3 protein-coding genes are annotated in these 6,000 nt (G+C 53.0%); 1 reads left to right on the top strand and 2 read right to left on the bottom strand.

Going from position 1 to position 6,000, the window contains the following annotated elements:
* Nucleotides 1-491: 491 nt before the first annotated feature.
* Both RIC19_RS20715 and RIC19_RS20710 read right to left on the bottom strand, forming a co-directional pair.
* The gene (locus RIC19_RS20715) at nt 492-2,747 is read right to left on the bottom strand and encodes a PKD domain-containing protein (RefSeq protein WP_350180275.1); all 2,256 of its coding nucleotides are present in this window, start codon (nt 2,745-2,747) and stop codon (nt 492-494) included.
* Nucleotides 2,748-2,792: 45 nt separating this feature from the next.
* Nucleotides 2,793-5,072, bottom strand: a complete 2,280-nt coding sequence (locus RIC19_RS20710) for a PKD domain-containing protein (protein WP_350180274.1) — start codon at nt 5,070-5,072, stop codon at nt 2,793-2,795.
* A 269-nt stretch (nt 5,073-5,341) separates the two neighbouring features.
* On the opposite strand from RIC19_RS20710, the gene RIC19_RS20705 reads away from it, so the two are divergent.
* Entirely contained in the window at nt 5,342-5,941 is a 600-nt protein-coding gene (locus tag RIC19_RS20705; protein WP_350180273.1) for an L-threonylcarbamoyladenylate synthase, read from the top strand.
* Nucleotides 5,942-6,000: the final 59 nt, after the last annotated feature.

Below are 6,000 nucleotides of genomic sequence, written 5' to 3'. Positions count from 1 at the left end.
GAACACAGATTGGACTGATTGCGCAGATTTCCACGGCTTGCGCGCGGTGGCATGCTAGTGTGGCGGCACCGGATTGCCAGGATCAGTGCCATCAGTCGGATCAGCGTCATCAGTGTACTATGAGAGAGGGGAACACAGATTGGACTGATTGCGCAGATTTCCACGGATTGCGAGCGGTGGCATGCTAGTATGGCGGCACTGGTTTGCAAGATCAGTGCCATCAGTCGGATCAGCGTCATCAGTGTACTATGAGAGAGGGGAACACAGATTGGAGGGATTGCGCAGATTTCCACGGATTGCGAGCGGTGGCATGCTAGTGTGGCGGCACCGGATTGCCAGGATCAGCGTCATCAGTCAGATCAGCGTCATCAGTAGTGTACGCTTGTTTTGTTTGGAGAGTAGGAGCATGGATCGGAGGGATTGCACAGATTTAAAAGCGGGCTTCTCCAGCTGTACAATCACTGCAAAACAAATCAACCCACCCCAAACCATCACCGAATAACCGTAGCCGCACTCTTATACTCATATTCATCGCCCCTGGGCCCGGTAAAAGTCACTAACACCATATACACCCCGTTGGGTACAAAGTCGCCGGCATTACTTTTTCGCCCATTCCAGCCGTCGAAGGGGTCATTCGTTTCAAAAACGGTTTCTCCCCACCGGTTGACGATCACCATTCGGAAATTCGTCGCCCCTTCAAGAACACCGGCACCCAGGTATTCATCGTTCAGGCCATCCTGATTGGGCGTGAATGCATTGGGCAGGAAGTAGCGCACCTGAGGAATGACGTCTATCAGCTGTACCAGCGTATCCTGGCAACCACTGGGGTGGGTAACAATCTGCCGCACCTCGTACACGCCAGTGTCCCGGAATTCATGGGTGGGGCTGGGTTCGACCGACTGCCGGCCGTCTCCAAAGTCATACGACCAACGGGTAGCCCCCGTTGATTCATCAAAAAAGCTGACCAGGGGCTCCAGGTTACTGGGGCGGCTTGGTGTGAAGGAAAAACCCGCCACCGGAGAAGGCAATACCGTGATCAAATTACCGAAGGTGGTATCCGTTTGGCATCCAACCGGAGATACGATATCAACGGTAACCGTGTAGGTCCCGGGGGCCTCGTAGGTATAGGTAGGGCTGATGGTGGTGTCTGTTCCGCCGTCTCCGAAGTCCCAGGTGATGTTGTAGGCTTCACTAATGGGAGTGGAGAGGTTGTTGAAGAAGATATCCGCGGGCGCACAGCCGATAAATTCACTCGGTGCAATCACAATCAGCTCGGGCACGGGGAAGTATTCAATGGGCAAGGTGTAGGTGTCTTGGCAATCATTGATATCGGTGACTGTGAGTGTAGGAGGGAATGAACCTGGACTGGGGTAGGTGTAGACCGGGTTCTGTTCGCTTGAAGCCCCCCCATCACCAAAGGTCCAGGACCAATCGGTGATTTGACCGCTACCAGAGACCGAGGCATCAGTGAAAACAGTAGGCCCTGCCGTGCAGGTATCATATTCAAAGCTGAAGTCGGCTTCGATGGAAGGGTAAATTTCCACTCGGATGTCTGCGGTATCTCCGCACAGGGTATTGGGGTTCAAAATAAGGTTGCCAAAATAAGTGCCGGTATCAGGGAAGTTGATGGCGGGCTCCCATTCGTCAAACGAAACCTCCTGGCCATCCACCATGAAAGACCAGTTGTAGACATCTATGAAAGACTCCTGGAAGCTTTCGTTCCGGAAGTTCACGGTATTATCCCCACAGGATACGATCACATATTCCTGGTCTTCGGTGATTTCGGCTGATCCTACCACGGCTTCTACGGTAGGATCACAGGGAGCCACATTGAACTGGAAGTCGCGGGTGGTAGTACTTAGTAAATTACCGGCCGAATCGTATTCCTGCACACATACCGCCACCACGTATTGCCCCAGGTTGATGGGCGTACCGGTCAGCAGGCCCGTATTGGGGTCAATTTGGAGATTCGCCTGCGGCCCCATCGGTTGAGTGGGGGAGAAGTTGGGCCCTAAAAAGTTAATGGTGTTGTAAGGGGGCGGACAAGCCGGGCCCGGCCGCGCGCCATCACAAGTAAGGTAGAGCGGATCGGTCAGCAGGTTGCCGCCGCCGTCGTAGGAAGAGCAAAGGCTGTACACCAGTTGGTGCCCTTCGGGGTCGGTAGCGCTGTGGTCAAACTCCAGGGGTGCCCCCGCGCAAATGATAATAGGCGGGAACTCATTGAACACCGGACTGCTGTTGCAAACCTGCTGGGCTTCCGGCGTGATTTCCGTGAAGAAGGTAGAACCCGTGTCACCGGGCGCGATAATATTGGAAATGGTCACATTGCGGCAGCACCGCTGATAGGCAATGAAATAGCTTTCGGGCGACTGAGGCAGCTGCAGCTCAAAACGGTAGAGCCCCTCTTCCACGCTCACATTAGGAGGGATCAGGCAGGGGTAGTCCGGGCGTTCCACACTCGTGACATCCAGGAGCGGAGCATTCAGTGATACGAACGGGGTGGCCTGGGATTCACCTGAGCAGTTGCCTGAGCAATTATACACGGCAATAAAAGCCTGCGCATCAAATTCGGCACAATCGGTACAGTTGCCGTCCCGGTAGACCTTGAGCGTGATTTCGTAGGTATCGTTGCCCAGGCAGGCATAAGTCATTACGCCGCCAATGATATGTTTAGCTTGCAGGCCCAGGGGTAACAGCAAGCTCAGTACAAAAGCAACAGGATATCTTACAGATGCGTGAATAGCCATAGATTGTGTCGTTTTCTGCGAATGAACGCGAAAGGGCAACAGCGTTTACCGAATAACGGTCACTGTGCCTTTTATTTCAACTGCTTCGCCCCGGGGCGGTGTGTATGCCACCCGGGAAAAATAAACCCCCTGAGGCACGGGCTGCCCGTGATTGCTGAACCGCCCGTTCCAGCCTTGTTGCGGATCGTCGGTAGAAAACACATTTTCGCCCCAGCGGTTCCAAATATTCAACTCAAAGGATTTCATTCCGTTCGTGAACCCCTTGCCTTTATAGACATCATTCAGCCCGTCATCGTTGGGTGTAAAGGCGTTGGGTAGAAAGAAAGTGGCCTTCGGCTGAATATCGACTACCTGAAGGGCCGTGTCCTGACAGCCCAGCGGATGCGTCACAATCAGCCGCACTTCCTGAAAACCGGTGTCCCGGAAAGTATGTACGGGGTTTTGCTCTTGTGCCGTATAGGGGTCTTCCAGGTACCAAAACCACTGATCAGCCCCCTGCGATAAATCAGTAAAGGCCACCTCGGGGTTGAATACGTCCGGGTCCTGAGGACTAAAGGTGAAATTGGCAACAGGTGACGGATCAATAACGATCAAATCCCGGAATACAGTATCTGTCACGCAGCCGATCGGAGAAGTGATTTCCAGGCTGACATCATAAGTGCCTTCCGAGTTGAAAACATGTACCGGGCTCAGTACGGTATCGGTGGTACCATCTCCGAAGTCCCAGAAGGTTTCGTAGTTGATATTGACGGGCTCTGAGAGGTTGTTGAAGCTGATCTCCGCCGGGGCACAGCCGTCAAACCGGTTGGGGGACACTACAATCAGGGCCGGCACCGGAAAGTAGCTCACCGGTTTGAGGATGGAGTCCTGGCAACCATTGGTATCCGTAACCCGTAGTTGCACCTGTTGCAGCCCGGGCTCCTGATAGCGGTAGGTAGGTTCCGGGTTGGAAGAGCCCCCTCCGTCCCCGAAGTTCCAGGAATAATTGGTGATTTCGGTAGTAGCGAGAGTGGTATTGGCAAAGGCTACCGGGCCCGCCACACAAGTATCGTAAGTGGCCGTAAAATCAGCCTCTAATTCCGGGAAGAGCTCCACGACAATACTGGCGGTATCTCCGCACTGTGTGTCAGGATTGAGAACCAGAATGCCGCGGAAAGTACCATACTCCGGAAACTGCAAGTCGGCATTCCAGGTCGTCAGGGTGGTGTCCCGTCCATCGCCCAGCTTGAAATTCCAAAAGTACTCATCGATAAAGTTTTCATCGAAGCTTTGGTTAACGATAAAAACATCACGGTCGGAGCACTGACTAATATACAGGTCTGCCCCCACTGCATTGTCTTCGGCAATATCAGCTTTAACCGTTTGCTCGCAGAAAGTTACGTTAAACTGGAAATCACGGCGCACCACACTCAGCAGCTGCCCGTTCCTGAATTCGCTTACGCAAACCCCTACCACAAATTGCCCCTGTGCATTAGGCGTGCCGGTTATCAGGCCGGAATTGACGTTAATGCCCACGTCCGTGTTGTTGCCAAGGGGCTGAGTCGGGTTGTAGAATGGGCCGATGAAGTTCACAGGGTCGTAGGGTGGGCGCGATTCCGGATTAGGTGCCAGGCCATTTATGGCAGTGGGCATATTGAAGTTGAGGCCGCCGCCGAGGAAAGGGGCACAAAATTCGTACACCAACTGATCGCCGTCAGGGTCAGTGGCTGAATGATCGAAATTGATGGGCTCGTTGGCACAAATCACGGGCGGGGCAAAATTGTTGAACGTCGGGCTGCTGTTGCAAACCTCCTGAGCAGCCGGGGTAAGCTCCATGAAGTAGGTCGCCCCGGAGTCACCGGGTGCGATGATGTTGGAAATAGTGTTGTTGCGGCAGCAGCGCTGGTAGGTAATGTAGTAACTCTCGTCTATGACCGGCAGGTCGAGCAGTGGGAAAGTGTACACGCCTTGCTCTACGCATACGTTGGTGGGCACAATCACACAGGGGTTATCCTCCTGCGGGTCCACGGTGTTGCGGCTGGGGTTTGGCAGGAAAAGGATCTCATAAGGGTCCTCATCACTCTCGGTATAGATGGTGACAGAAGCCGGAAAGGAACCGCCCGGAGCCGAGTCAAAATCTGCGCCACCGCCCTGGCAGTCGCGGTAGATATTCATGTAGAATTGGTAAGTCCTCGACCCGGTGCTGGGGTCGCCGTTGGTCCAGCCCAGGCATTCGTAGGTGATTTCTCCTCCAATGATATGGGCAGCCCAAAGTCGGTTGAGGAACAGACTGGCAAAAAAGATCGAAAAAAAACAGCAATAGCGTAATAAGTCGGCTCTGGACATCGTTTTCTGAATCATTTAGTAAGGCACAAAGGTAATCGCTTGTGTATCACAATGACAAGATACAGATAGTTTCGAAGCACAAGCTTTTTTAAAATAGTATTTCGCTGGTTGGTAAACCTATTGACAATCAGCAGCTCCTAATACTTTAATGTGCTTTCCGATTCTTACCAAAAACCGTACCGCAGCGTTTCATGATGAGCGCCGCACTGTTCAATCAAACTAGCATGACATTGATTCATTTTTTAATTGGCATAAAACCACCATTAGGTATGATCACCTTTACTAATGGTAGAGCATCCGCCGGACAGCAGCAGGACTTTGGTCAGGCGCTGGAAGTCCTCCGCGACGGCGGGCTGTTGCTCTACCCCACAGACACGGTATGGAGTGTCGGTTGCGATGCAACGGACCCCGAAGCACTCCGTAGATTAAGGGCACTGAAATCCATTGATCAGCACGAATGCCTCGAGCTTCTGGTCGATTCCCCCAAAATGCTGAAGCAGTATATTGCGCATTTCCATCCGCGCATCGAGACGTTGCTGTCCTTCCACCTGCGCCCACTAACGGTACGCTACGAGCGGGGCCGCAACCTGCCGCAGGAAGCCCTCGATCAGGAAGGCAGCATCGCTATCCGGATCGTACAGGATGAATACTGTCAGTCGCTGATCCGCAAGCTGGGGCGCCCGATCGTTGCCCTGTCTGCCGATCTGCAGCCCGGCGCTTTTCCCGCAAATTTCGGTGCGATCAGCTCCGATATTATCGAACAAGTGGACTATATCGTGCATCACCGTAGAAACGATAAGTCTATTGCACAACCCTCGGTGATGGTTCAGCTCAGCCACAAAGATGAGCTCGAGTTCCTCCGCGAATAGCCTTTTTTACAAGAAGCGTTGTAAATGAAGATATTTTTTCAAAAAGCCGGCGAACGATT

It is taken from the genome of Phaeodactylibacter sp., assembly GCF_040219495.1.
In the GTDB taxonomy this organism is placed as follows: Bacteria; Bacteroidota; Bacteroidia; order Chitinophagales; family Saprospiraceae; genus Phaeodactylibacter.
The sequence above is the reverse complement of the archived record's forward strand: the minus strand, read 5'-3'. Positions and strand labels throughout refer to the sequence as shown.

Bases quoted from the DNA above. Each gene is read 5' to 3' on its own strand.
- RIC19_RS20710 (WP_350180274.1), bottom strand. From the start codon at position 5,072: ATGTCCAGAGCCGACTTATTACGCTATTGCTGTTTTTTTTCGATCTTT.
- RIC19_RS20705 (WP_350180273.1), top strand. From the start codon at position 5,342: ATGATCACCTTTACTAATGGTAGAGCATCCGCCGGACAGCAGCAGGAC.
- RIC19_RS20715 (WP_350180275.1), bottom strand. From the start codon at position 2,747: ATGGCTATTCACGCATCTGTAAGATATCCTGTTGCTTTTGTACTGAGC.